Annotated in this window: 27 protein-coding genes; all 27 read right to left on the bottom strand. The window is 48.5% G+C overall.

What is annotated here, in order from left to right:
• Window positions 1-29: 29 nt before the first annotated feature.
• The 27 genes from rnhB to AB1L17_RS00465 all read right to left on the bottom strand — a co-directional run bounded on the left by rnhB (window position 30) and on the right by AB1L17_RS00465 (window position 23,613).
• Complete coding sequence (gene rnhB, locus AB1L17_RS00595; protein ID WP_412843180.1) at window positions 30-806, bottom strand: ribonuclease HII; 777 nt, start codon at window positions 804-806, stop codon at window positions 30-32.
• Window positions 807-893: 87 nt separating this feature from the next.
• Window positions 894-1,787, bottom strand: coding sequence for a ribosome biogenesis GTPase YlqF (gene ylqF, locus AB1L17_RS00590; RefSeq protein WP_412843181.1), 894 nt, complete (start codon window positions 1,785-1,787; stop codon window positions 894-896).
• A gap of 28 nt (window positions 1,788-1,815) precedes the next feature.
• On the bottom strand, window positions 1,816-2,379 hold the full coding sequence (gene lepB, locus AB1L17_RS00585; RefSeq protein WP_412843182.1) for a signal peptidase I: 564 nt from the start codon (window positions 2,377-2,379) through the stop codon (window positions 1,816-1,818).
• Window positions 2,380-2,514: 135 nt separating this feature from the next.
• Window positions 2,515-2,862 (bottom strand): 50S ribosomal protein L19, encoded by a 348-nt coding sequence (gene rplS, locus AB1L17_RS00580; protein WP_015891886.1) that lies wholly within the window; start codon window positions 2,860-2,862, stop codon window positions 2,515-2,517.
• A gap of 166 nt (window positions 2,863-3,028) precedes the next feature.
• A complete protein-coding gene (trmD, locus tag AB1L17_RS00575; RefSeq protein ID WP_412843183.1) occupies window positions 3,029-3,760 on the bottom strand; it encodes a tRNA (guanosine(37)-N1)-methyltransferase TrmD in 732 nt (243 codons plus the stop codon).
• A 12-nt stretch (window positions 3,761-3,772) separates the two neighbouring features.
• Complete coding sequence (gene rimM / locus AB1L17_RS00570) at window positions 3,773-4,291, bottom strand: ribosome maturation factor RimM (protein ID WP_486599179.1); 519 nt, start codon at window positions 4,289-4,291, stop codon at window positions 3,773-3,775.
• Window positions 4,292-4,296: 5 nt separating this feature from the next.
• Entirely contained in the window at window positions 4,297-4,734 is a 438-nt protein-coding gene (locus tag AB1L17_RS00565) for a YlqD family protein (RefSeq protein ID WP_412843185.1), read from the bottom strand.
• A gap of 86 nt (window positions 4,735-4,820) precedes the next feature.
• Window positions 4,821-5,048, bottom strand: a complete 228-nt coding sequence (locus AB1L17_RS00560; RefSeq protein WP_007719711.1) for a KH domain-containing protein — start codon at window positions 5,046-5,048, stop codon at window positions 4,821-4,823.
• A 23-nt stretch (window positions 5,049-5,071) separates the two neighbouring features.
• Window positions 5,072-5,344 (bottom strand): 30S ribosomal protein S16, encoded by a 273-nt coding sequence (rpsP, locus tag AB1L17_RS00555; protein ID WP_007719713.1) that lies wholly within the window; start codon window positions 5,342-5,344, stop codon window positions 5,072-5,074.
• 113 nt (window positions 5,345-5,457) lie between these two features.
• A complete protein-coding gene (ffh, locus tag AB1L17_RS00550) occupies window positions 5,458-6,873 on the bottom strand; it encodes a signal recognition particle protein (protein WP_412843186.1) in 1,416 nt (471 codons plus the stop codon).
• Window positions 6,874-6,883: 10 nt separating this feature from the next.
• Window positions 6,884-7,222, bottom strand: coding sequence for a putative DNA-binding protein (locus AB1L17_RS00545; RefSeq protein ID WP_412843187.1), 339 nt, complete (start codon window positions 7,220-7,222; stop codon window positions 6,884-6,886).
• Between the two features lie 143 nt (window positions 7,223-7,365).
• Window positions 7,366-8,373 carry a signal recognition particle-docking protein FtsY gene (ftsY, locus tag AB1L17_RS00540; protein ID WP_412843188.1) on the bottom strand — a complete coding sequence of 336 codons (1,008 nt, stop codon included), beginning with the start codon at window positions 8,371-8,373 and terminating at the stop codon, window positions 7,366-7,368.
• Between the two features lie 46 nt (window positions 8,374-8,419).
• A complete protein-coding gene (gene smc / locus AB1L17_RS00535) occupies window positions 8,420-11,992 on the bottom strand; it encodes a chromosome segregation protein SMC (RefSeq protein WP_412843189.1) in 3,573 nt (1,190 codons plus the stop codon).
• Between the two features lie 257 nt (window positions 11,993-12,249).
• Window positions 12,250-12,936, bottom strand: a complete 687-nt coding sequence (rnc, locus tag AB1L17_RS00530; protein ID WP_412843190.1) for a ribonuclease III — start codon at window positions 12,934-12,936, stop codon at window positions 12,250-12,252.
• Between the two features lie 54 nt (window positions 12,937-12,990).
• Window positions 12,991-14,232 (bottom strand): beta-ketoacyl-ACP synthase II, encoded by a 1,242-nt coding sequence (gene fabF / locus AB1L17_RS00525; protein WP_412843191.1) that lies wholly within the window; start codon window positions 14,230-14,232, stop codon window positions 12,991-12,993.
• Between the two features lie 136 nt (window positions 14,233-14,368).
• Window positions 14,369-14,602, bottom strand: coding sequence for an acyl carrier protein (acpP, locus tag AB1L17_RS00520; protein WP_005834336.1), 234 nt, complete (start codon window positions 14,600-14,602; stop codon window positions 14,369-14,371).
• A gap of 82 nt (window positions 14,603-14,684) precedes the next feature.
• Window positions 14,685-15,425: a 3-oxoacyl-[acyl-carrier-protein] reductase gene (gene fabG / locus AB1L17_RS00515; protein WP_412843192.1), complete on the bottom strand. Its 741-nt coding sequence runs from the start codon at window positions 15,423-15,425 to the stop codon at window positions 14,685-14,687.
• Window positions 15,419-16,369, bottom strand: a complete 951-nt coding sequence (gene fabD / locus AB1L17_RS00510; protein WP_412843193.1) for an ACP S-malonyltransferase — start codon at window positions 16,367-16,369, stop codon at window positions 15,419-15,421. Before fabD ends, fabG begins: the two co-directional genes overlap by 7 nt.
• 2 nt (window positions 16,370-16,371) lie before the next feature.
• Entirely contained in the window at window positions 16,372-17,388 is a 1,017-nt protein-coding gene (locus AB1L17_RS00505; RefSeq protein WP_412843297.1) for a beta-ketoacyl-ACP synthase III, read from the bottom strand.
• A gap of 5 nt (window positions 17,389-17,393) precedes the next feature.
• The gene (gene plsX / locus AB1L17_RS00500) at window positions 17,394-18,401 is read right to left on the bottom strand and encodes a phosphate acyltransferase PlsX (protein ID WP_412843194.1); all 1,008 of its coding nucleotides are present in this window, start codon (window positions 18,399-18,401) and stop codon (window positions 17,394-17,396) included.
• A gap of 13 nt (window positions 18,402-18,414) precedes the next feature.
• Window positions 18,415-19,005: a transcription factor FapR gene (gene fapR / locus AB1L17_RS00495; protein WP_412843195.1), complete on the bottom strand. Its 591-nt coding sequence runs from the start codon at window positions 19,003-19,005 to the stop codon at window positions 18,415-18,417.
• 127 nt (window positions 19,006-19,132) lie between these two features.
• Window positions 19,133-20,101: an ABC transporter ATP-binding protein gene (locus AB1L17_RS00490; protein WP_412843196.1), complete on the bottom strand. Its 969-nt coding sequence runs from the start codon at window positions 20,099-20,101 to the stop codon at window positions 19,133-19,135.
• Window positions 20,102-20,112: 11 nt separating this feature from the next.
• A complete protein-coding gene (locus tag AB1L17_RS00485) occupies window positions 20,113-20,901 on the bottom strand; it encodes an ABC transporter permease (RefSeq protein WP_412843197.1) in 789 nt (262 codons plus the stop codon).
• A 4-nt stretch (window positions 20,902-20,905) separates the two neighbouring features.
• Window positions 20,906-21,685 carry an ABC transporter permease gene (locus AB1L17_RS00480; RefSeq protein ID WP_412843198.1) on the bottom strand — a complete coding sequence of 260 codons (780 nt, stop codon included), beginning with the start codon at window positions 21,683-21,685 and terminating at the stop codon, window positions 20,906-20,908.
• Between the two features lie 185 nt (window positions 21,686-21,870).
• Window positions 21,871-22,632, bottom strand: coding sequence for a DeoR/GlpR family DNA-binding transcription regulator (locus AB1L17_RS00475; protein ID WP_412843199.1), 762 nt, complete (start codon window positions 22,630-22,632; stop codon window positions 21,871-21,873).
• Window positions 22,633-22,783: 151 nt separating this feature from the next.
• Window positions 22,784-22,954 (bottom strand): 50S ribosomal protein L32, encoded by a 171-nt coding sequence (gene rpmF / locus AB1L17_RS00470; RefSeq protein ID WP_005834357.1) that lies wholly within the window; start codon window positions 22,952-22,954, stop codon window positions 22,784-22,786.
• A gap of 140 nt (window positions 22,955-23,094) precedes the next feature.
• On the bottom strand, window positions 23,095-23,613 hold the full coding sequence (locus AB1L17_RS00465) for a YceD family protein (protein ID WP_412843200.1): 519 nt from the start codon (window positions 23,611-23,613) through the stop codon (window positions 23,095-23,097).
• Window positions 23,614-23,681 lie beyond the last annotated feature (68 nt).

Below are 23,681 nucleotides of genomic sequence, written 5' to 3'. Positions count from 1 at the left end.
TCCTGTAGGCAGTATGTTACAAGCGCTCTTTATGCGTGTTCTTTTACGCCAGTGAAAGTCTTACGATGAATCGGCGTCGGTCCGAAGCTAGCGATTGCTGCCAAATGCTCTGCGGTACCGTATCCTGCGTGCTTGTCAAACCCATACGCTGGATATTGCTCCGCGTACTGAGCCATCAATCGATCCCGAGTGACCTTCGCTACGATCGATGCAGCTGCGATCGAGACGCTTTTCGCATCTCCGCCTATAATCGGGATCTGCTCGCATTCCATTCCACTCAGCTGTACGGCATCGATCAATAAAGCGTCTGGAGATTGTCCTGCCTGAAGAATAGCCAGCTTCATCGCTTCTTTTGTAGCCGCTAAAATATTGATAGCGTCGATTCTTGCTGCATCCACAATTCCGATACCAACAGCTAGTGCATCTCTTTGAATGATTTCGCAAAAAGCCTCCCGCGTAGAAACGGGTATCTTCTTGGAGTCATTCAAGCCTGGCAAATAAAAATCTTTAGGCAGACAGACAGCACATGCCACCACTGGGCCAGCCAACGGCCCTCTTCCCACTTCATCTACGCCGAATATGTATTGATGCCCCTTATCGAACATGGCTTTCTCATAAACGGTCATGTCGGCCCACATTTGTGCTAGCTTTTCTTGGCGCGCAATTGCAGCTTCCACCTGCTTCACTAGCGTCTGCACGCCCGCCCTTTTATCCTCTTTCAGCAATTGTAAAAAATCTTTGGGTACCTCGTCCAACTTTTCCATCGTCGCTCGTATTTCTTTTATCGACATATCCGCTACATTCATTGACTCATTTCTCCTTACAGAACCTCATAGTAAAAAAACCTGCCTACCGTATATGTCGATAGTCAGGTTTTTGATGGCTGCAAAAGCTTATTCCGGAAAAGATACCGGCTTGCCAATCGGCTCTTCCATTTCCCAGTCAATCGGGCGCTCGACAGATACCGTTCCCAGCTTACCGGAACGCAGCTCCCTGAGAAAAATTTCCGCAGCCTTGTCATAGTCGATATTTCCGCCAGAAACGAGGCATCCGCGCTTCTTCCCGATTTCCTCGAGCATTTCCACTCGATCCTCGGGTAATTCTTTTAGCTTGAAGCGTTCTATCAGGCGTTCCGGATAGTAGTGCATCATGTAGCTGATGACAAATAACGCTACCTCCGTAAAATCGATGAGTTCGTCTTTAATGGCTCCGCTTGCCGCCAAACGCAGACCTACCATCTGATCCTCAAATTTCGGCCAAAGAATACCTGGTGTATCCAGAAGCTCCAGTGTATCCCCCATTTTCACCCATTGCTGCGCTTTGGTTACAGCTGGGCGATCGCCCGTTGCCGCTACGGAGCGCTTCGACAATCGGTTAATAAGGGAAGACTTGCCAACATTGGGGATTCCCAAGATCATGATGCGGATGGCACGTCCTTGCATTCCCCGCTCGCTGCGCTTCGCCAGCATATCAGCAGCTAGCTCCTTGCACATTTCTGGCAGCTTACTGACACCTTTTCCACTCAAGGCATCAATCGGCAATGTACGAATGCCCTGCTTGCGAAAGTAAGCAATCCACTCATCTGTGGCCCGCTCATCAGCCAAATCTGCTTTATTAAGTAATATCAATCGTGGTTTATCACTGACAATCTCGTCAATCATCGGATTTCGGCTGGAAAGCGGCAGACGTGCATCGAGTAGCTCAATGACCACATCAATTAATTTCAGCTTTTCCGTTACTTGACGACGTGCTTTAGCCATATGGCCAGGAAACCATTGGATCGTCATGATGTCTCACCTACCTTGAAGCTTTACGTTATCTTGTCAAGCGAATACCTGCAACGGGCCAGAATGTAAATTCAGCCCGACCAACCACTGTACTGACGGCAACAGGTCCGATGGCTCTACTGTCATGACTGTTCAGCCTGTTATCACCCATTACAAATATATGGTCTTCTGGTATTTTGACTGGGGGAAAATCGTTAGTAAAGTACCGCTCCCCCTGTTGCTTCACTTGTTCTTTTAATGGTGCAAGATACGGTTCCTCTACCACTTTGCCATTGACCAGAAGTTGATCGTTTTTGACCTCGACCGTATCACCTTCAACAGCAATGACTCTTTTGATGTAATCCCGTTCCTTTTCTGCATGGAAAACGATGATATCACCAGGCTTCGGATCTTGCAGATAGTAAATCGCCTTGTTCACGACTAATTTTTCACTATTATGTAAAGTGCTTTCCATGGATTCGCCTTCTACAATAAACGGGGCGAATAAAAAGGTTCGGATCAGAAACGCCAATACCAAGGCGATCCCGAGTGCCTTTATCCATTCCCATAGTTCATTTTTCTTCTTATGACTGGAGGTAATTTCTTCGCTCATGACTTACGATCCTCCCATGAAAGCTCGTCCAACCTTAGCTGTAACATATGTCAAGATGAACTATTTTATTTCAAGATCGTTAAATGGAAAAAAGAGGCCTGGCAAGCAGACCAGTCCTCTTTCTAAGCATTACGCTTATCGACGAATTTCTTTAATACGAGCTGCTTTACCTACGCGATCGCGCAGATAGTACAGTTTCGCGCGACGTACTTTACCATGACGCACGATTTCGATCTTGTCGATCTTAGGCGTGTGTACTGGGAATGTACGCTCAACACCTACGCCGTAAGAAATCTTACGAGCTGTAAATGTTTCGCTGATACCTGTACCGCGACGGCGAATGCATACGCCTTCGAACAGCTGAATACGCTCACGCTGACCCTCGATAACCTTAACGTGTACACGAACAGTGTCACCAGGACGGAACGCAGGAATATCCTGTTTCAATTGAGCTTTTTCCAGTTCACGGATAATTTGGTTCATTTGTATTTCCTCCTTCCGATAGACGTTCTTACTCGTCTAACCCGTAGGTCCAGCCGCTAGTGCTGCGTTACGAGTAGCGGACCGCCTTAGTCAGCGGGCAAAATTGCCACAAGAAGTATATTAACACAGTGGGCAGTAAACTACAAGGATGTTTTCAATATGGTTCCTACTTTTTTTCCTGCTCCAGTTCAGCCAACAGCTTCTTCATTTCTTTCGTCAGCTCTATCTTTTCCAGCAAGTCCGGGCGGCGTTCCTTTGTTCTGCGCAATGACTCCTTTAATCGCCAGCTTTCGATATTGGCATGATGTCCTGACAATAAGATGTCCGGAACCTTCCACCCACGAAACTCAGCCGGTCTGGTGTAATGCGGGTATTCTAGCAGTCCAGTGGAAAAGGAATCCTCGACAGCGGACGTCTGGTTTCCCAAAGCGCCTGGCTGCAAACGAACGACACTGTCGATCACAACCATTGCGGCAAGCTCCCCGCCTGTCAGTACATAATCCCCAATCGAAATTTCATCCGTAACCAGATACTCCCGGATTCGCTCGTCATACCCTTCGTAATGTCCACAAATGAAAACGAGGTGCTCCTCTTGGGCAAGCTCTTCTGCTAGCTTTTGATGATAAGGCACACCTTGTGGACACATCAGAATCACACGAGGCTTCTTCTCGCCGCTCAAAGCTTCTACTGCTCGAAACAATGGCTCTGGCTTCAAAACCATGCCTCCGCCGCCACCATAAGGGGTGTCATCTACTGTGCCGTGCTTGCTCTCAGAGAAATCGCGAAAATTGGTTACGTGAAAATCAACCAGTTCCTTTTCGCTTGCCTTTCCCAAAATGCTGCTAGACAAAACACCTGTAAACATTTCGGGAAAAAGCGTAAAAATATCGATCCGCAATTGAGGTTCCTCCTACAGCAAGCCTTCCATCAGATGGCAGACCACACGTTTGTTCGCGATATCCACTTCCTTGATGCAGTCATCGATGTAAGGCAGCAAGATCTCTCCGCGCTTTCCTTTCACTACCCATACATCGTTTGCTCCCGGCTGCATGACATCGACGATTTTTCCCAGCTCTTCACCCTCGTCCGTCACAACCTCGCATCCGATGAGCTGATGAATGTAGAACTCGTCATCTTCTAATTCCATCAACGCTTCTTCTGGAATTTTCAACTCTCCGCCCTTGTACTTCTCAATATCGTTAATATGCTCATAGCCATGAAAGCTAACGATCTCAAAGTTTTTGTGCGAACGACGAGATGCGACTTTCAAAACTAATGGCTCACTGAGTGTCGGATGGAACAAATATAGCTCATTGCCTTTGCGAAAACGCTGATCTGGAAAATCTGTCGTTGGTGTTACACGTACTTCACCTCGCAGGCCATGCGTATTGACCAACTTGCCTACTCCGTAAAAACTTTTTTGACTCAACGTGTTCACTCCTCCTTTGCTTTTTTCCCATTATTCGTTTGTAACCGAATCTCATGCACCAAGCCATCTTTTATCATGATTTCCGTTCCGGACATGATTTCATCCCAAACATCGCCCTCTTGAATCGTTACAGGGCTTTGGACTGTCTGGTAATCAATCTCGCTCCCCTCTGGAAGATTCTCGACCTGCTGGAGAGTAAGCGCCAGATTATCTATTTTTTCCTTGCGTCGTCGCTCTTCCTGCGCGATTTTCTCTTGCGCCAACGCATATGTATCCGCAGACTTTTTTTTCGCCTCGGTTAATAGTTTTTTCGATTGAAACTGCCACTGCTCCCACTCTTTACGCTGCAAACGAAGTCGCTGGCTGTACTGATCGATTAAAGCGGCGCGCGATACCTCCGTGATGATCAGTTTGACTTGTACTGTCCGAAAAATCGTAAGCATGTACGCCACTCCTTTCGGAAAAAGCATAATGGTTTATGAGCATCTTGGATACTAGAAAAAAGACTGGGAAAGCTCCCAGCCTTTTCTCATACAATCTCAACCGTGACACGCTTGTCCGTTTCCACGGATGCTGCGATCACGACCGTGCGCAGGGCTTTAGCGATTCGTCCTTGTTTGCCGATAATCTTCCCCATATCATCAGGGTGAACCGACAATTCAAAGACGAGAGTACGCTCTTTATCCACTGCGTTAACACGAACCTCATTCGGATGATCGACGAGAGCTTTTGCGATCGTTTCGACCAGCGCTTTCATCATCAAACCTCCAGATGACCGACTTATTTGCCGTATTTGGTTTCGTGCACTTTAGCCATAACGCCCTCTTTGGAGAGAAGGTTACGAACGGTGTCAGTTGGAGCTGCACCATTCAGGATCCATTGTACCGCTTTGTCGGTATCAATTTTCACCACTGCCGGTTGTGCAACCGGATTGTAGTAACCGATTTCTTCAATGAAACGGCCATCGCGAGGGGAACGGGAGTCAGCTACTACTACACGGTAGAAAGGAGCTTTCTTGGAACCCATACGCTTCAGACGGATTTTTACTGCCATGTTGTGTCACCTCCTGTATTAATCAACGCTAGATGAACATCTGCGTTGGTGCTACTATATCTGAACCATCGCGTCCAACTGACAAGTCAGTGTCGCGAAGAGATCATGCCTGATTACTTGAACGGTGGCTTGAAGTTAAATGGGAAGTTCATCCCGCCTTGGTTGTTGCCTCCGCCTTTACCACCCATGAACGGTAGTCCGAAGCCCTTTTTCTTCGACTTCTTGACCATCTTGTCAGCAGCGCCCGAGAATTGCTTCATCATCTTTTTCATTTCCTCGAATTGCTTGAGGAAGCGATTGACTTCTTGAATGCTCGTTCCACTGCCGTTTGCGATGCGCTTGCGACGGTTGGCATTCAATAGATCAGGATTGGCGCGCTCTTGTTTCGTCATGGATTTGGCGATTGCTTCAACACGGGCGATCTGTTTCTCATCCACGTTCATTTTGCCCTTCATCTTGTTCATTCCTGGCAGCATGCCGAGAATGTCTTCAAAAGGACCCAAGTTGCGAAGCTGCTGCATGGAATCCAGGAACATGTCGAAGGTAAACTCACCTTGACGCATTTGGCGTTCCATATCGCGTGCTTTGTCTTCATCCACGGATGCCTGTGCTTTCTCAATCAGGCTGAGCACGTCACCCATACCCAAGATACGGGAAGCCATGCGATCCGGATGGAACGGTTCGAGCGCATCCAGCTTTTCACCCATTGCCGCGAATTTGATCGGCTTGCCAGTGACAGCTTTGACGGATAATGCGGCACCGCCTCGGGTATCACCGTCTAGCTTGGTGAGAACCACACCAGTCAGTTCGAGCTGGCTGTTAAAGCTCTCTGCCACATTGACGGCATCTTGACCTGTCATCGCATCCACGACGAGCAAAATCTCATCGGGCTTGGTTACCTCACGAATCTGCTTCAACTCGTCCATCAGTGCTTCGTCGATGTGCAGGCGGCCTGCCGTATCGATGAGGACTACGTCGAGATGATTCGTCTTCGCGTGTTCAATCGCTTGGCGAGCGATATCAACAGGACTGACTTGATCACCGAGAGTGAAGACGGGAACATTTAATTGCTCCCCTAAAACCTGGAGCTGCTTGATCGCAGCAGGACGGTAAATGTCCCCCGCTACCAGAAGTGGCTTGCGGTTTTGCTTTTGCAAGTACTTCGCTAGCTTACCAGTCGTGGTCGTTTTACCTGCCCCTTGCAGACCTGCCATCATAATGACAGTTGGCGGGCGGTGCGCCATCGTGAGCTGAGCGACATTGCCACCCATCAGAGCGACCAGCTCTTCATTCACGATTTTGATCACCATTTGACCAGGTGTCAGGCTTTTCATGACTTCCTGACCGACTGCGCGCTCCTTGACGCGAGCGACGAAGTCTTTTACTACTTTAAAGTTAACGTCTGCTTCCAACAGAGCCAGACGAACTTCACGCATCGCTTCATTCACGATGGTTTCGTCGATCTTCCCTCTGCCGCGCAGTTTGTCAAACGCGTTTTGCAGCCGATTGGCTAAGCTCTCAAACGCCATGCGAGCCCTCCTAATCCATCTCTGACAGTTGGTGGAGCAAAGTGTTCAGCTCGTCTCTTGTCTCGCTCTCCGACAGCTCATTCACAAGCTCGTTCATGCGATTCAACACTGCCATGCGGTTTTCATGACGTTCAGCGAGGCGCAGCTTCTGATCGTATTCAAACAGTTGCTTCTCAGCCCGCTTAATATGATCATAAACAGCTTGGCGGCTGACCTCATGCATCTCGGCAATTTCTCCGAGCGATAAATCGTCCAGATAATACAGCTCAAGATATTCTCGCTGCTTGCCCTTGAGTAGCGGCGCGTAAAAGTCAAACAAGAGATTGACTTGATTGGTCTTTTCTAACATGAAACCAATCCTTTGCTATGAGGTACTCGTTTCAAACTGTAAAGACTTTTTCTTTACAGCACGTAGATTATAGTACCTAATTCCACACCTAGTGTCAAGGTTTTTTATTGACATCATTTTTTCTTCTTCGAATCACTATGTTTTTACGCGTTTTCCTGCTCTTCTGTTTCATCTTTTTGGATCAATCCCGCAAATAACGCATGAACAAATTGCTCTGGATCAAACTGCTGCAGGTCATCCATTCGCTCACCCAAACCGACGTATTTCACTGGAATGTTGAGCTCGTTGCGAATCGCGATAACGATACCGCCCTTTGCTGTTCCATCCAGCTTGGTCAGGACCAGGCCAGTTACACCAGCTGACTGTCCAAAGGTCTTAGCCTGCGAAAGCGCATTTTGACCAGTCGTCGCGTCCAAAACAAGCAAAACTTCGTGTGGAGCTCCTGGCAGTTCGCGCTGCAATACACGGTGAACCTTCGCCAGCTCTTCCATAAGGTTGACTTTATTTTGCAAGCGGCCTGCCGTATCGCACAGCAGTACATCGACTTGACGGGATTTTGCTGCCTGGATGGCATCGTAAATCACTGCCGCAGGATCAGAGCCCTGCTGCTGCTTGATTACATCGACACCTACACGCTCTCCCCATACCTCCAGCTGCTCAATAGCAGCGGCTCGGAACGTGTCCCCTGCTGCTAGCAGTACTTTTTTATTTTGCTGCTTGAACATATGTGCCATTTTACCGATCGTAGTCGTTTTACCTACGCCGTTTACACCCACGAACAAAATGACGTTCAAGCGGCCATCCTCAACATTGAGAGCTGTATCAGAGGCCTCGTCATTTTTCAAAAGAGCAACGAGCTTTTCCGAGAGAATCGGTTGCAGATCGATAGCATTTTCGATCTTTTGCTTGCGTACTTCTGTTCGCAGGTCGTCAATGAGCTCCATTACGGTATTGACGCCCACATCGGACGTAATCAGGATTTCTTCCAATTCGTCGAAGAAATCGTCGTCGATCTTTTTATAGCGACGCACCAGATCCTCTACTTTTTCTACCAGCAGGTCTCTCGTTTTGGCTAGTCCGTCCGTAAACTTCTGGGTCACCTCTTCAGACTTTTGGACAATGGCATCACGAAGGCGCTTGAAAAAACTCATGTTCATCTTCCTTTGCGGGTAATATCAATTTGGATTGCGTATCAGATTAAGAGGCAGATTCGATAAACTTGTCGCTTTCCTCCAGCTTCACGGAGACGAGCTTGGACACGCCGCCCTCCTGCATCGTAATACCGTATAGCACGTCTGCACTCTCCATTGTACCTTTTCTGTGCGTGACGCAAATAAATTGAGTTTGGTTGCTGAAGTGATGCATGTACTCGGCAAAACGGTTTACGTTAGCCTCGTCCAGCGCTGCCTCGACCTCATCCAATACGCAGAATGGTACTGGCTTCACACGCAGGATGGCGAATAACAAGGCCATCGCGGTCAATGCACGCTCGCCCCCGGACAATAGCGCCAAATTCTGCAGCTTCTTGCCAGGTGGTTGGGCGACAATATCAATCCCTGTTTCAAGCAGATTGTCTGGATTAGATAGGACGAGATCAGCTCGTCCTCCCCCAAACAATTGGACAAATACGTCGCGGAATTGCTCAGAAATCGCATCAAACGTGTCTTTGAAGCGACGCGACATTTCAGCGTCCATCTCTTGAATCACCTGATAGAGCATATCTTTTGCCTCATTCAAGTCAGCTTCCTGCGAGCTTAAGAACTGCTGACGCTCAGACAAGCGCTCATATTCCTCAATGGCACCGAGATTCACGGTACCAAGCGCTGTAATCTGCTTTTTGAGGCGATTGACCACTTGAATCTCTTCCTGAAGATCCCCACGCGCCGGATATTTTTGCTTCGCCAGATCGTAGCTCATTTCGTATTCTTCGGAGAGTTTATTCAACAGATGGTCAAGTTCTACCTCGTTGCGGTTGACCTTTACTTCTTCCTGATGGAGCTTCTCCTCCAGAGATTTGACTTCTCTGCGGATTTCCTTCACCTGCTGCTCAACCTGCTCCTGTTTGTAAAAGAGAGTCGCTCGCTCGCTGCGTCGTTCTTGAATCAAGCCTGCTACACGGTCTTTATCCTGACGCAATTCCGTTATGCGCTGATCCAGCTCAAGCCCCGACGATTCATTCGTGCGCTCCAGCTCATCAAGGGATGCCAGGTTCGCATTTTGTTCTTCCCATTCACGCTGCAGCTGGCTTTTTTGCTCAAGCAAGCGCTCTGTTTGTTCCATGCGGGATTGATGCTCTTGCTTTACCTGCGCATTTAGCACTTTGAGACTCGTTATTTTTTGATTCATTTCTTCTTTGGATTCTAGCTGCTCCTGGCGTTTCGCCTCTGCCTCAGCAATTCGCGCACTGAGCTCTTGTTCCTCTTGTTCCATTGCGGTCAAGGAGGTTTGAAGCTGCTCTTGCTTGCGCTTGGCTTCTTCCATCTCTTTGCGATAGCCTTCAATATCTTGATCGACTAGCTTAGCTCGCTCACCCAAGGACCTTCCTTCTGCTTCCTTTTGCTGCAAGAGCCCTTTTACTTCCTGCTCTTTGAGTCGCAGACTCTCGCCTTCCGTGCGCAGAGCTTCCTGCTCTTGCTCCATTTGCGCCAGTTCCTTGGTTAGCTGCTCCATAAGGGTAGTATGTCCAGAAATTGCCTGGTCGATTTCTACCATTTGCGCTTCCAGCTCTTCTGATTGACGATTCCGTCCGAGCAAGTTCGTGCTGTTTTTCTTCAGCGCTCCCCCGGTCATGGAACCGCCTGCGTTCACGATATCGCCTTCCAGCGTTACGATGCGATAGCGGTAGCCAAGTGTACGGGCGACACGGTTTGCCTGCTCCAGCTTTTCCGTAATAATGACGTTGCCCAAAAGACTTTCGAGGATCGGTCGGTACGCTTCCTCAAAGGTCACGAGCTCACTCGCGATTCCGACGACTCCGCTCTCGGATTCCAGCTGGCGCTTATCGCTTGCCTGCAAGGTGCGAGGACGAATGACGTCGAGTGGTAAAAACGTCGCCCTTCCTGCATTGTGCTGCTTCAAGTGAGCAATTGCTGCACGACCTGCCGCTTCATTGTCTACAACGACATTTTGCAGGGCTCCACCCAATGCAACTTCCATCGCCGTCTCGTATTGCTGCGGCACGACGACCAGCTCAGCGACCGCTCCGTGGATACCTTTGAAGCCCCGCTCGCGAGCTTTCAATATTTCTTTTACCCCTTGCTGGAACCCTGCGAATTCAGACTGCATTTCCTTTAGCAGGTCAAAGCGGGACTTTGCTGCTTCCCGTTTTTGTTCCCAATGACGCAGTTCTCTGCGGGCTGTTTCGAGGCGGGCTTGTCCTTCTCGCATGCCCTCGACCAGCTCTTTATATCTCGACCCTGTCTCTTGGATGGTAGAAACGATCTTCTCTAGCTGATCCTTGAACTGACTCAACTGTGCTTGTCGTTCTTCCTCTTCTTGATCGAGCTGTTTTTTTCCAGACAGTTGGCGTTCTACTCTGGCTTCACTCGTCTTCAGCAGCTGCTCTTGGTGACGATTTTCGTTGCGCAGATTCGCCATCTCATTGAGCTTTTCGAAGTAGTCGCTCTTCAAGCGCTCTACATCATCTGTGAGTGATTGCACCATGGAAAAGAATTGACCTTCTGCTTCTTGGAGCGAAGCGTGGGCTTCGGACATTCGGCGATCTGCTTCCTTGGCGCGCTCTTGTTCTTCCGCCAGTTCTGCTTCAAGGCTGTGCTGCTTCTCCGTAATCCGATGCATCTGCTCCATCGTCTGTTGCCGATTGGCAGTGAGATTGCGCATCCGCTCCCGCAATACCTCGCGTTGTCCTTCTACTTTCTCGGTCTCTTCACTGACCGTCAAAAGCACCTGTTGCAATTCTTCGATGGATTGGTCAATTTGCGTCACATGAAAACGCGCCTGCTCCAAATCTGCTTCTTGCTTGGATGCCTCAGTCGTCTGCCCTATCAACAGATGCTTGAGCTCCTCAACACGTCCTGTTGCTGCTTCCCACTTCGTATGGGCCGCTTCAATTTGTTGTACATAGAGGGCTACCTCATGCTCAACCAGCTTGCGATGAAGCTCTTTGTACGTCTTGGCTGTTTCTGCCTGCTCCTGCAAGGGTCCGATCTGCTCCGTGATTTCACTGACGATATCGTGAATACGAACCAGATTTTGCTCCGTGTCATCGAGCTTTTTCTCCGCCTCGCGCTTGCGGGTCTTGTATTTAACGATTCCGGCTGCTTCTTCAAATATTCCGCGGCGATCCTCGGACTTGGTACTGAGAATTTCCTCAATTTTACCTTGACCGATAATGGAATACGCTTCTTTTCCCAGCCCGGTATCCATGAACAGCTCCATAATGTCTTTTAGACGGCAGGATCTGTTGTTTATGTAGTACTCACTGTCTCCAGAACGATACACTCTACGGGTAACGGACACCTCCGAATATTCCATATCGAGCGAACGATCCGTATTGTCCAAGGTGAGTGTCACTTCTGCAAAATTCACTGGCTTGCGCTTGTCACTGCCCGCGAAAATAATGTCTTCCATTTTCGCTCCACGCAGCGACTTGGCGCTTTGTTCTCCCAGCACCCAGCGGATCGAATCAGAAACGTTACTTTTTCCGCTTCCATTCGGTCCGACTACGGCTGTTACCCCCGGTACAAATTCCAATTCCGTGCGATCAGCAAAGGACTTGAATCCAGCAAGCTCCAGGCGTTTCAAATACATACTAACGGTCCTCCTTAAGAAACCATCCACGAATGCCTACCAAACTTACAGATGTAAACATGCAAGAATCGGATGGTACCCGAAAAGAAGCCCCTGCATCGAACAGGAGCTACCTACTACGAGCCTACATGGTCTTCTGTAGGTAAGTGTATCATAGATAGAGGGCATCTCGCAGTATTTTCCCTATGTTTCCCACCCGAAAGAAAAAAGCTGCACCATCTTGTAGCAGATGATGCAGCCCCTCACTTCACGAGTGATTATTTATCCCCCAGCTTGACCAACGCTCGCGCAGCAGCTTGCTGTTCCGCTTCCTTTTTGGAGCGGCCAGAGCCAATCCCAAGCGAACGATTGTTCAAAAGCACCTCAGATACGAACTCTCGATTATGAGCTGGTCCTTTTTCTTCTACTATACGATAATGGATGTCTCCCAGATTGTCTTGTTGAACAAATTCCTGCAACTGGCTCTTGAAGTCGGTTACCTGGGCAAACTCTCCCTTGTCGATGCGTGGATAGACGTATTTTTCCATAAAGGAAAAAACAGCGTCCAACCCCTGATCCAAATAAAGCGCACCTACAAACGCCTCAAAAACGTCCGCTAGCAAGGCTGGTCGCTGACGGCCACCTGTCAGCTCTTCCCCTTTTCCCAGCAATACGAGATCGCCAAAATTCAACAGTTCAGCAAACTTGACGAGAGAGGGTTCACAGACAATCGCTGCACGCAGCTTTGTCATTTCCCCTTCGCTCATCTTCGGAAAAGTTTTATACAAAAACTGGGAGACCGTCAATTCCAGGACTGCATCCCCCAAAAACTCCAGCCGCTCATTGTCTGATATTCGTTTGCCGCGTTGCTCGTTCACGTAGGAAGAATGGGTGAATGCCTGCCGCAAAACACTTTCATCGTGAAAGCGAAAGCCTATCGTTTCTTGCAGCTGTGCAAAACTCATCACCCTCACCACCATTCCAGGAGACTGCCTACTATTTCTCTCAGTAGGGCTCATTTATGCTTCGTATCGCTTCAGGACTACCGTTGCGTTATGACCGCCGAATCCAAAAGTATTGGAAACAGCCACATTGACGGTCGCCTTGCGCGCATGGTTCGGAACATAGTCCAGATCACATTCTGGATCCGGGTTTTCCAAATTGATTGTTGGAGGCAGTACTTGATCTCGCAGCGCATACGCTGTCGCAATTGCCTCGATACCACCTGTAGCACCCAGCAGATGGCCTGTCATTGATTTCGTCGAGCTGACAGCCAGCTTGTATGCGTGCTCGCCAAATACGGACTTGATCGCTTGTGTTTCTGCGATATCGCCCTGGTCAGTGGAGGTACCATGTGCATTAATATAGTTTACCTCAGATGGGTCAACTCCAGCATCTTTCAGCGCACTTGCCATGCAGCGTGCTGCCCCTTCGCCACCAGGAGATGGAGAAGTAATGTGATGGGCATCTGCGCTCATGCCGTAGCCAATCACTTCGGCGATGATCGTTGCCCCACGTTTTTTCGCATGCTCAAGCTCTTCCAAAATCAGAACACCAGCGCCTTCACCCATTACGAAGCCATCGCGATCTTTGTCAAACGGACGGCTTGCTTTTTGCGGCTCATCGTTTCTGGTGGACATTGCCTTCGCAGAGCAAAAGCCTGCAAATGCCATTGGACGTACGGTTGCTTCCGCTCCACCGGCGATCATGACGTCTGCATGATCAAACTGGATCAAACGCAGTGCATCACCGATTGCATTTGTTCCTGTCGCACAAGCGGTAATCGCGCTGGAAGTCGGTCCTTTAGCACCGTATTGAATGGATACTGCACCAGACGCCATGTTCGCAATCAGCATCGGAATGAAGAATGGACTCACGCGACGAGGCCCTTTTTCCAGCAATACGGAATGCTGTTCTTCCCAGGTAGACAGACCGCCAATTCCGGACCCGATGTATACACCCACTCGTTCCGCATTTTCTGGCGTGATTTCCAGTTTTGCATCTTCTACGGCCATCTTGGCAGCAGCCAATCCAAACTGAACGAATCGGTCTGTACGTCGAATATCTTTTTTGTCCATGTACTGCTCAGCATCGAAGTCTTTCACTTCGCCTGCAATTTTGGTTGGATAATCTGAAGCGTCAAAAGCAGTCAGACTATCAATGCCTGATTTTCCTTCCAACAAGCTATTCCAGAAGGTCTGTGCGTCATTTCCCACTGGAGAAACGACACCAACGCCAGTAATCACCACTCTGCGTTTCATTGCAATCACCTCTATATGAAAGTCAGCAGTCAGCTTCTTTACGTTCACTTCATGCAAAACGTGTAATCATTTGGATTATGTACATGTGACAATTGAAGGAGAAGTCCCGTATGGTACGGGACTTCCAACTGATCAACTACTTGTGAGATTCTATGTATTTAACAACCTCACCTACAGAAGTGATCTTCTCAGCATCTTCGTCGGAAATCTCTAAATCAAACTCATCTTCGAGTTCCATTACGAGTTCAACCACGTCCAGGGAGTCAGCGCCCAGGTCTTCTTTGAAAGAAGCTTCCAAAGTAATTTTGGACTCATCTACACCCAGACGATCGACGATGATTTTCTTCACACGCTCCAAAGTATCTGCCATCTTGCTTCACCCCCTCTCCCGTATTATAGTGGATGAGCTTTCAAAAAACCAGTTATCAGAAAACGCTGGTAAGTTGATTTCTTTACATGTACATACCGCCGTCTACATGCAGGGTCTGACCTGTCATATAATTGGCTGCATCGGATGCCAGGAACAGTACTACAGACGCAATATCATCAGTTTGTCCCAAACGAGCAAGCGGGATTTGGCTTGTCAGTCCTGCTTTTACATCCTCCGGCAAAACAGCGGTCATTTCTGTATCGATAAATCCAGGTGCCACAGCATTCACCGTGATGTTGCGGCTAGCCAGCTCACGAGCAGCCGTCTTCGTCAAGCCGATGACCCCAGCTTTTGCCGCCACGTAGTTTGCCTGTCCAGCATTTCCCAGTACACCTACGACAGAAGTGATATTGATGATTTTACCTGAACGCTGCTTCATCATCGGGCGGGTCGCTGCCTTCACGCAGTTGAATACACCCTTCAGATTCGTGGCAATCACATCATCCCACTCTTCTTCCTTCATACGCATGATCAGGTTGTCGCGAGTAATTCCCGCGTTGTTCACGAGAATATCGATCGCGCCAAAATGATCCAAAGCCGCTTTGAACATGTCATTGACGTCTTCAGTTGAAGAAACATTTGCCCGAACCATGATGGCATCGCGGCCCATTTCTTTAATTAGTGCAACAGTCTCACTCGCTGCTGCTTCACTTCCTGCGTAGTTAACGACTACATTCGCGCCTGCTTCAGCCAGCTTCAATGCAATTGCTCGGCCAATACCACGAGAAGCCCCTGTGACGAGTGCTGTTTTTCCTGCTAGCATAGTACCCCTCCGTTCAAAAGCTCAGTAAGCGAATCCATATCCTGCACAGAGATAATCGTCGTCTCTGCTGGTGCGATTTTCTTGATCAATCCGGCCAAAACTTTTCCTGGACCGATTTCTACAAAGGTTGTTACACCTTGTTCAACCATCCATTGTACAGAGTCCTCCCACAAAACAGGGGCGGAAACTTGTTGAACCAACTGATCCACAATGGTCGTAGCCTCAGTCACCGGTCTAGCTGTTACATTTGCCACGACAGGCACAGTCGCTTCCTGTACCGTAACACCAGCCAAAACTGCTTGGAGTTTGTCTGCTGCCGGCTGCATCAAGCTGGAGTGGAACGGCCCGCTCACATTCAGTGGCAGTACGCGTTTGGCACCAGCTTCCTTCGCTTTTTCTCCCGCCAGCTTTACACCTTCAGCCGAACCAGAGATCACAATTTGCCCTGGGCAGTTCATGTTCGCCAATTGTACCGGATGTCCGGTTGCCGTCACTTCTTCGCAAACAGCATGCAGTGCCGCGCGATCCATGTTCAGAACTGCTGCCATCGCGCCTTGACCTGCTGGTACTGCCTCTTCCATGAACTGACCACGAGCTCGAACTGTTTTGACTGCATCTGCAAAGGATAGAGCACCTGCTGCAACCAATGCAGAATACTCGCCCAAGCTGTGACCTGCTACGAATGCAGGCTTGTAGTCTGGAAGCTTTTCATTCAATGCAGCAAAAACGGCGATACTTGCTGTCAAAATGGCCGGCTGTGTGTTCGCAGTCAGCTTCAAATCCTCTTCAGGTCCTGCAAAACACAGTCCTGACAAGGAAAAGCCAAGTGCTTCATCAGCCTGCTCAAATATGCGACGGGCAGCTTCCGATTGTTCAGCGAGCGCTTGCCCCATGCCTACAAATTGTGATCCTTGTCCTGGAAAGACAAATGCTATTTTCCCCATTCCTACTTGCTCCCTTCTGCTGGTGTCGTGCACCACTTCAAAAGCGTCGCTCCCCAAGTCAAACCGCCACCAAAACCAACCAGAATAAGGTTATCGCCTTCTTTTACGCGACCAGCTTTTACTGCTTCATCCAACGCTACCGGAATGGAAGCAGAAGACATGTTTCCATAGCGATCCAGGTTGATCGCTACTTTATCCTCAGATAGACCGAAGCGCTGTACAGCGGAGTCGATGATGCGTTTATTCGCCTGATGCGGCACCAACAGGTCGATCTCATCCTTCGACACTCCAGCTTTGGACAAGACAGCCTCTGTTGCTGAATTCATCACACGAACAGCGAATTTGAATACTTCTCCGCCTGCCATGTAGAGATAATGCAGTCCTTGTTCTACTGACTCAGCGGAAGCAGGTGTTCTGGAACCGCCCGCAGGCTGGCACAACAGAGAACCACCCGATCCATCTGCTCCAAGCTCAAATGACTGGAACCCGTATCCCTCGGAAACTTCGCCGATAACCGCAGCACCCGCACCATCTCCGAACAACACACATGTGTTTCGATCTTTGTAATTCGTAATTTTGGACAAGGTCTCAACGCCTACAACCAACACTTTTTTATATAAACCATTCTGAATGAACTGAGTTGCCGTTGTAATGCCATACAAGAAGCCTGTACAAGCCGCAGAAAGATCCATAGCAGCTGCACGTGTAGCACCCAGCTTTTCTTGCAGCAAGCAAGCCGTAGATGGGAACGACATGTCAGGCGTGACAGTCGCTACAATGATCATATCCAACTGTTCCGCGCTGATGTTGGCTTTTTCCAATGCTTCTTTCGCAGCCTCGTATGCCAAATCGGAGGAAGCTTGCTCCGGTGAGCAAATGCGGCGTTCTCTGATTCCAGTACGGGAAACAATCCATTCATCGGAAGTTTCCACCATTTTCTCCAGATCAAAGTTCGTCAACACCCGCTCTGGGGTGTATGAGCCTGTAGCCAAAATCCCTACCGAACGCTTTGCACTCATCTGCTTCACTCGCTTTCTCCCCTAGTATTTTTCTGTAATGATTGCTGAATAACTTCGTTCACGTCCTGTTGAATAAAACGTGTTGCACTAACGATGGCGTTTTTCATCGCACGCTCATCTGAAGAACCGTGGGCCTTGATTACTGGTGATTTCAATCCAAGTAATGGAGCACCCCCGTATTCCGCATAATCCATTTTCTTTTTAAAGCGTACCAATCCCGGCTTGAGAATGGCTGCTCCTACCTTATTAATCAGGCTGGAAGTAAACTCCTGCTTCAACTGCGAAAAGATTGTGGAGGCAGCACCCTCTACGGCTTTTAACAAGACATTGCCTACAAATCCGTCGCATACAAGCACGTCACATGCTCCCTGCATCACGTCGCGCGCTTCCACATTTCCTACAAAGTTCAAGTCAGCTTCAGCGAGAAGTGGAAAAACAGCTTTCGTCAGCTCGTTCCCTTTTCCTTCTTCGGTTCCGACGTTGAGCAAGCCTACTGTCGGTCGTGTGAAGCCCAATACTTTTTCTGCATACAAGCTACCCATCAACGCATATTGTACGAGCTGATGCGGCTTGGCATCCATGTTGGCTCCGACATCTAATGTCAGGGTCACTCGACCTTTTGTATTCGGGATATAGGCACAAAGCGCTGGACGCTCGATTCCCTCCATGCGGCCCGCATACAGCAAGCCTGCTGTCATTAATGCGCCAGTATTCCCGGCAGAGATCATCGCATCCACTTTTTTCTCGCGTGCCATCTCGATCGCTACGACCAGCGAAGAATTCTTCTTACGTCTTACAGCTCGAACCGGTTCATCATCTGGCAAAATCACTTCCGCTGCAGGAACGATTTCGATGTTTGCCGGCATATTCTGCGGCATGTGGTTCCGAATAGCCTGTTCATCTCCCACCAATACAACTGTGATTGACGGGTTTTCCTTGACGGCAGCAAGCGCTCCTAATACTGCGCTTTTCGGTGCGTGATCGCCGCCCATCGCATCCACTGCAATTCGCAACCGTGTCTCCTCCTTACTCCTCATCCATGCTGTTATTGTAGCGCGACATTTCAACGACCCGGAAGGTTGCTGTAAAGACCAATTCACCCTGGACCTTGGTCTCTACACGTACCTTGCATCCGTCGCCGCTACGACTTCTCACCACCGCTTTGGCAACCAGCTTTTCCCCTGCTCGTACAGGACGGACAAAGCGGATTCTCGCCGTAGCTGTCAGTGCCACTTCCGCGTTAATCACTGCTACTGCCAATGAATTGGCCTGAGCAAATATGTAATGCCCTCTGGCAATTTGTGTTTTCGAAAAGACGTGTTCTTCTTTTATTTCCAACACGGAAATGGCTTGCGAATCAAGCTGTAGATCAATAATCTCACCTATGATTTCATCGATGCCCAATGATTTTACAGGATCCAGACTTTTCTCAGCGACTGTCTTGATTCGTTCGCGTAGCTCCGGTATTCCTAATTCCAGTCGATCTAAACGTATTGTTTGAATACTGACGTGAAATAACTCAGCCAGATCTTCGTCCGTCGCAAATGGGTTATCCGCCAGATACTGCACCAAGCGAGACTGGCGATCTTTTTTTGGCAAGCGGGCGATGCTGAACACCCCCTTAAGCAGATTCAGTTTTGAATATGTATGATTGCGATCTGTTTTTAATACCTGGTACCAAAACACAGTATAAGGGAGACGAACTGGAATTACAAGTGAAGTTCTTGAAAATGGGTAGCCGTCCCTAGCGGTAAATAAGTCGAATGATCTCCTCGATCCCTGGTTCTTTCATCTGGATGTCCACAGGCTCACCCCAGCTCGCCACTTCGGCAAGAATACGCGGGGACGAAATTTTGCCTTTGTCGAAGTAAATCGAAAGCACATGATCTGAAAGCTCCATCCGCTCGATACCTTCTAGCTCGTGCAGCTTTTCCGGCGGCTGTCGATATTCGATATGGATCAAGCTCGGCAGACCAATCTGGCGCCGCAAATCGGACAGGCTCGTATCCATCATCTTTTGACCATGATTGATTACGATGATTCGGTTACAAAGCTGCTCAATATCGTCCATGTCATGTGTGGTCAATAGAATCGTCTTCTTCTGCGATTCATTCACTTCTTTTAAAAATGCCCGGATACGTGTCTTTGCGACCACATCCAAACCGATTGTAGGCTCATCCAAAAACAGAACTGGTGGATCATGCAACAGCGCCGCAGCCAAATCCGCTCTCATCCTCTGCCCTAACGAAAGCTTGCGCACTGGTGTATCGAGAAATTCATTCAGATCCAACAGCTCCTGATACGCCTGCATGGAACGCCGATACGCCTTGTCATCTATCTTGTACATGGCTTGCAATATTTCAAAGGAATCTCTTACCGGCAGGTCCCACCAAAGCTGAGTTCTCTGCCCGAACACTACTCCGATTTGAGAGGCAACCTGAATCCTTTCGCGCTGCGGACTATATCCTCCGATTTGTATTTCCCCTTGACTAGGATGTAGAATTCCGGAGAGCATTTTGATGGTTGTCGATTTTCCTGCGCCATTCGGCCCTATATATCCTACGAACTCGCCTCTTTCTATCGAAAAAGAGATATCGTGTACAGCCTTGACTTCCCGTTGTTCACGAGAGAAGAGCGTTCGCAGTGAAGCGAAGCGCCCCTCTTTCGCCTTCGTCAGGAAAAATGATTTACCGATATGCTTTGCTTCAATCATGTTATCCCTCCTTAGCTCCCCGTACTATGGTAGTGTCGAATTCCGACATTCCACAGCATTCGAGACAAATATAATGCGGACAGTGCAGCCACAGGGGTTACGAGCGGATAAAACCAGTCGCCCCCTTTGTCGAGCAGAGTCAGCATAGGCAAATAATTCATATAAGCGATCGGGATCGCCGAGAAAAACAGCCATTTCAGCCAGCTTGGGTATAGCCCGATCGGATAATTGGATGCATTGGCTGGCGCGTAAATGGTAAAGGTCAGCATGTCTTTCATTTGGTGGGTCCAAAATGCGATAGCAGCCGTAGCAAGTCCAATAGAGAAATAGATGATCCCTCCAGACAAAATGGCAACGGGCGAAAAGAGCACCAGCCACATGATCGACTTTCCTTGCGCCGCAAGACCCGACAAAGAGATGACCAAAACAGACAATCCTTGCACCAAACCGCCCACTCTCGACAAGTCAAGATTGCGTGTCAATAGAAGCAATAATGGTGAAACGGGACGGATGAGCAATTGATCGAACTCACCCTGCACGACGTATTTCTCGAAGTCGTTGATTTCCGGGGCAAACAGTCGGTACAAGGAGACGGATGCAGACGATATCCCGTAGAGCATCCCTACCTCGTAAATATTCCAGCCGACTACATCGTGAAATCGGTACAAAATAGCTGACAGGATAATAAAATCAAGCACCATAATCATTCCGGTCGTGGCAGCACTCGTGACAAAATTCATTTTGTATTGCATTTGCGAACGTATACTTGCTCCGATTAGTTTCCGATAGAGGGCAAGCATGTGGTTATCCTCCTTGAATTTCTAGCTTTCTTCTTGCCATGTTCGTCACCCATAAAGCAACTGCGGTCAAAACGAGTGCCCAGCCAGTTTGTACAAGCAACCCATAAGGAGGTGCCAGCTCTAGCAAGGTCATGACTGGATAATAAATCATCGCGGAAAACGGCAAATAAGGCGCTACTTTCCCAATCATCCCGGGCATCAAGTCCAGCGGGATCATTTGTCCACCCAACCCGAAGATTAAAGACAAAAGAATGTAGTGTATCCAGCGAATTTCTGTCGTCCAGAAGGAGGAAATGCCCGCGAGATAAAAAAGCAGCATGCCTACGTAGGTTCCTAGCAGTAGCGAGAGGATAAACCAGAAGTAAGTGAACGGATCGGAGGGAAAAAAGAAGCCTACCGCTAATCCTAGCAGCAAGCTAATCGGAACACTTCGAAAACAAGCATTGTACACAAGTCGCCCAAACTCCTGACTAAGCATGTACCAAAGGTAATGAACAGGCTTAATCATATCCAGAGCGACTGCCCCGCTCCTGACTCCTATTTGTACGTTCAGACCTGGCGACAAAAACGTTGTCATCCAGAGAACACTCTGACAAATGGCAATGTAATACCCCATCGTTTTGACATCATACGGACCGTATACTTGCTTTCCAGATAGGACACCTGTCCAAATGGCAATAAAAACAAGCCCAAAAATCGAGCTTGCGACATTGTTAATGAGGTGCGATAAACGATACTGAAGATTTCGACGATAGCTCTTTTGGATAATCAGCCAATAGACCATGGAACCCCCCTTGGAAAAGTCAGGAATAATAGAATAGCAGGGGCTGTCGGTGATTGCAAGAAAAAATAAAGAAAGAACCCCTCTGAATTGAAGGATTCTTTCTGATAAATCCATTTGCTGTCACGCTGGTCTCCCATTCACGCCAGCCAAATGGAACTTATCCTCTTTTTTATGGATCAATAGCTTCATGAAGAAGCTACAATCACCTCAACATCGTTCGCTTGCAAGGCATCCGCTATTTCCTTTTCAGGCTGCTTATCGGTCACAATGATATCGATCCGGTCAAGACCAGCAACGCGGTATAACATGCTTTTTCCGAATTTGGTATGGTCCGTTACTATGATGACTTGATCGGCACGCTTGATCATTTCTTTGATCAGAAAGCCATGATCTTCCTCTGTAGACATGAGACCTTCCTTCGTAAGACCGCATGCACCAACCAGCACTTTGTCGACGTGAAAATCAGCGAGATTTTGGATTACGCGCGTACCGAGCACACATTGATCCTCTGCATGCACATCGCCACCCAGAAGCTTGACAAGCACCCCGTCTTTTCTAGACATACTGGCGGCTGTCGCCAACGAGTTCGTGATAATGACATGATCGCGGGTCTGCAAGGATTCCACTGTGAGCTGAACGGTTGTGGATGCGTCCAGCAGCAAGTAATCGCCATTTTTGATTAAACGGGCTGCGGCAGCTGCAATGCTGCGCTTCCCTGTCAAATCCAGCTGCATTCGTTCCTGATGGGAATAGCTCTTTTTGTTTAGACTAGGCAGTACTGCACCACCTCTGGTCCGCAGGATTTCTCCCTGCTCCTCCAGCTTGACGATATCGCGTCTTGCAGTATCACGGGAAACCCCGAATTGTTCAACCACTTCCTGAACACTGATTCGCTGATGCTCCTGCAAGTACGCAAGAATTGCAGCCAGCCTTTCCTCTTGAAACATGAAGCCTCAACCCCATCCTCATTTCCACTTCATTATAAGGCATGTAAGCAAATCATGCAAGCGATTATAAGCATTCGTAAGTAATGATAAGCAATTAGGATGAACAAAAAAAAGCAAGGCGATTTCTCACCTTGCTTTTTAGCAGCAAATATTACTTCGCTACTTTCACGCCTTTGTAGTGACCGCAGCTTGGGCAAACACGATGCGCAAGCTTGTATTCGCTGCAATTATCGCATTTGATCATGCCTGGAATCTCTAATTTGAAGTGCGTACGACGCATTCTTTTACGGGTTTTGGAAGTTCTCCGTTGAGGTACTGCCATCTTCCTTACACCTCCTTCAACTGACAAATGCTAAGAAGCTCTATTGGGTGGATAGTATAGGCAAAATGCTTATGCCATCCTTCAAAAATGAGACGCTGCCATAAATGATCGGCGACTCATCTTGAATACGGTAGGAATACTTATTTGCTGTCTTTGAAAAAGTCAGCCAACCCAGCCAATCTCGGGTCGACCCGCTCATTCTTGCAGCTGCATGCCACTTCATTACGGTTCACACCGCAAGTCGGGCACAGTCCTTTACAATCCTCCTCGCAAAGCGGGAAGATCGGCATCGCCAGTAAGAAATCCTCTTGCAACAGCGAGTCCAGCTCGATTTCATCACCTTCCAGGGGAAGAATATCACTGTCCTCGTCATCTTGCAGGATCGGATCATCTGCAAGCGCAAATGTCTCAGAGAAATCTACTGCTGCCTGATGGGTAAAAGGATTCAAGCATCTCGCGCAAACAAAATCTACGTCTGCCTTCATGTTGCCTTTTACATAATAGAGATTGCCCAGCTGTACTGCTTCACCACTCGCTGACACAGGAGTAATCCCGCGAATCTCGTGATGGCGCTTCTTCAGCTCTGCTGCATCCAGGGTTACCTGAAATGGCAACGGCTCTCCTTTTCGGTGTTCTAACTCTGCTAGCTTAATGTTCATAGCATTTCACCTCATGCACAACAAAGATGATTATAGACCCTGCCCAAAGCTTTGTCAACCATTTTTGC

The organism is Brevibacillus jepli (genome assembly GCF_047229145.1).
Taxonomy (GTDB): Bacteria; Bacillota; Bacilli; order Brevibacillales; family Brevibacillaceae; genus Brevibacillus.
The sequence above is the reverse complement of the archived record's forward strand: the minus strand, read 5'-3'. Positions and strand labels throughout refer to the sequence as shown.

What these genes read in the sequence shown, in the direction of transcription:
- rnhB (WP_412843180.1), bottom strand. Translation starts at nt 806, where the DNA reads ATGAATGTAGCGGATATGTCGATAAAAGAAATACGAGCGACGATGGAA.
- ylqF (WP_412843181.1), bottom strand. Translation starts at nt 1,787, where the DNA reads ATGACGATCCAATGGTTTCCTGGCCATATGGCTAAAGCACGTCGTCAA.
- lepB (WP_412843182.1), bottom strand. Translation starts at nt 2,379, where the DNA reads ATGAGCGAAGAAATTACCTCCAGTCATAAGAAGAAAAATGAACTATGG.
- rplS (WP_015891886.1), bottom strand. Translation starts at nt 2,862, where the DNA reads ATGAACCAAATTATCCGTGAACTGGAAAAAGCTCAATTGAAACAGGAT.
- AB1L17_RS00565 (WP_412843185.1), bottom strand. Translation starts at nt 4,734, where the DNA reads ATGCTTACGATTTTTCGGACAGTACAAGTCAAACTGATCATCACGGAG.
- AB1L17_RS00560 (WP_007719711.1), bottom strand. Translation starts at nt 5,048, where the DNA reads ATGAAAGCGCTGGTCGAAACGATCGCAAAAGCTCTCGTCGATCATCCG.
- rpsP (WP_007719713.1), bottom strand. Translation starts at nt 5,344, where the DNA reads ATGGCAGTAAAAATCCGTCTGAAGCGTATGGGTTCCAAGAAAGCTCCT.
- ffh (WP_412843186.1), bottom strand. Translation starts at nt 6,873, where the DNA reads ATGGCGTTTGAGAGCTTAGCCAATCGGCTGCAAAACGCGTTTGACAAA.
- AB1L17_RS00545 (WP_412843187.1), bottom strand. Translation starts at nt 7,222, where the DNA reads ATGTTAGAAAAGACCAATCAAGTCAATCTCTTGTTTGACTTTTACGCG.
- ftsY (WP_412843188.1), bottom strand. Translation starts at nt 8,373, where the DNA reads ATGAGTTTTTTCAAGCGCCTTCGTGATGCCATTGTCCAAAAGTCTGAA.
- smc (WP_412843189.1), bottom strand. Translation starts at nt 11,992, where the DNA reads ATGTATTTGAAACGCCTGGAGCTTGCTGGATTCAAGTCCTTTGCTGAT.
- rnc (WP_412843190.1), bottom strand. Translation starts at nt 12,936, where the DNA reads ATGAGTTTTGCACAGCTGCAAGAAACGATAGGCTTTCGCTTTCACGAT.
- fabF (WP_412843191.1), bottom strand. Translation starts at nt 14,232, where the DNA reads ATGAAACGCAGAGTGGTGATTACTGGCGTTGGTGTCGTTTCTCCAGTG.
- acpP (WP_005834336.1), bottom strand. Translation starts at nt 14,602, where the DNA reads ATGGCAGATACTTTGGAGCGTGTGAAGAAAATCATCGTCGATCGTCTG.
- fabG (WP_412843192.1), bottom strand. Translation starts at nt 15,425, where the DNA reads ATGCTAGCAGGAAAAACAGCACTCGTCACAGGGGCTTCTCGTGGTATT.
- fabD (WP_412843193.1), bottom strand. Translation starts at nt 16,369, where the DNA reads ATGGGGAAAATAGCATTTGTCTTTCCAGGACAAGGATCACAATTTGTA.
- AB1L17_RS00505 (WP_412843297.1), bottom strand. Translation starts at nt 17,388, where the DNA reads ATGAGTGCAAAGCGTTCGGTAGGGATTTTGGCTACAGGCTCATACACC.
- AB1L17_RS00490 (WP_412843196.1), bottom strand. Translation starts at nt 20,101, where the DNA reads ATGATTGAAGCAAAGCATATCGGTAAATCATTTTTCCTGACGAAGGCG.
- AB1L17_RS00485 (WP_412843197.1), bottom strand. Translation starts at nt 20,901, where the DNA reads ATGCTTGCCCTCTATCGGAAACTAATCGGAGCAAGTATACGTTCGCAA.
- AB1L17_RS00480 (WP_412843198.1), bottom strand. Translation starts at nt 21,685, where the DNA reads ATGGTCTATTGGCTGATTATCCAAAAGAGCTATCGTCGAAATCTTCAG.
- AB1L17_RS00475 (WP_412843199.1), bottom strand. Translation starts at nt 22,632, where the DNA reads ATGTTTCAAGAGGAAAGGCTGGCTGCAATTCTTGCGTACTTGCAGGAG.
- rpmF (WP_005834357.1), bottom strand. Translation starts at nt 22,954, where the DNA reads ATGGCAGTACCTCAACGGAGAACTTCCAAAACCCGTAAAAGAATGCGT.
- AB1L17_RS00465 (WP_412843200.1), bottom strand. Translation starts at nt 23,613, where the DNA reads ATGAACATTAAGCTAGCAGAGTTAGAACACCGAAAAGGAGAGCCGTTG.